Source organism: Methylobacterium frigidaeris, from assembly GCF_022179185.1.
Taxonomy (GTDB): domain Bacteria; phylum Pseudomonadota; class Alphaproteobacteria; order Rhizobiales; family Beijerinckiaceae; genus Methylobacterium; species Methylobacterium frigidaeris.
The window spans coordinates 1-247 of record NZ_BPQJ01000296.1 but is presented as its reverse complement, the minus strand read 5'-3'; the positions used below and the strand labels follow the sequence as shown (position 1 = coordinate 247).

The 247-nt window shown below is 54.3% G+C and carries 1 protein-coding gene; it reads right to left on the bottom strand.

The annotated features are described in order from the left end of the window. The coding region (locus MFF64_RS37205; protein WP_238194086.1) for an ATP-grasp domain-containing protein at positions 1 to 247 on the bottom strand (247 nt) is incomplete at both ends.

The following is a 247-nucleotide window of genomic DNA, read 5'->3' as shown; positions in this document are numbered from 1 at the left end:
CAGAGAAGTTAATGCCCTGCTCGACAATACATTCGCCGTAACACTCTGCCGGTAACTGTTCGGTTTCATTTGCGCGTAAACGCCATTGACCGCGACCGTCATAACCACCAGTGCGACGCTTAACAATCGCCAGCTCACCTAAACGATCAAACACCGCAGGCCACTCGCTGCGTTCGGCAAGTAACTGCCACGGTGCAGTCGGCAGGTGGAGCTTATCGAAAAGCTGCTTCTGAGTCAGACGGTCAGC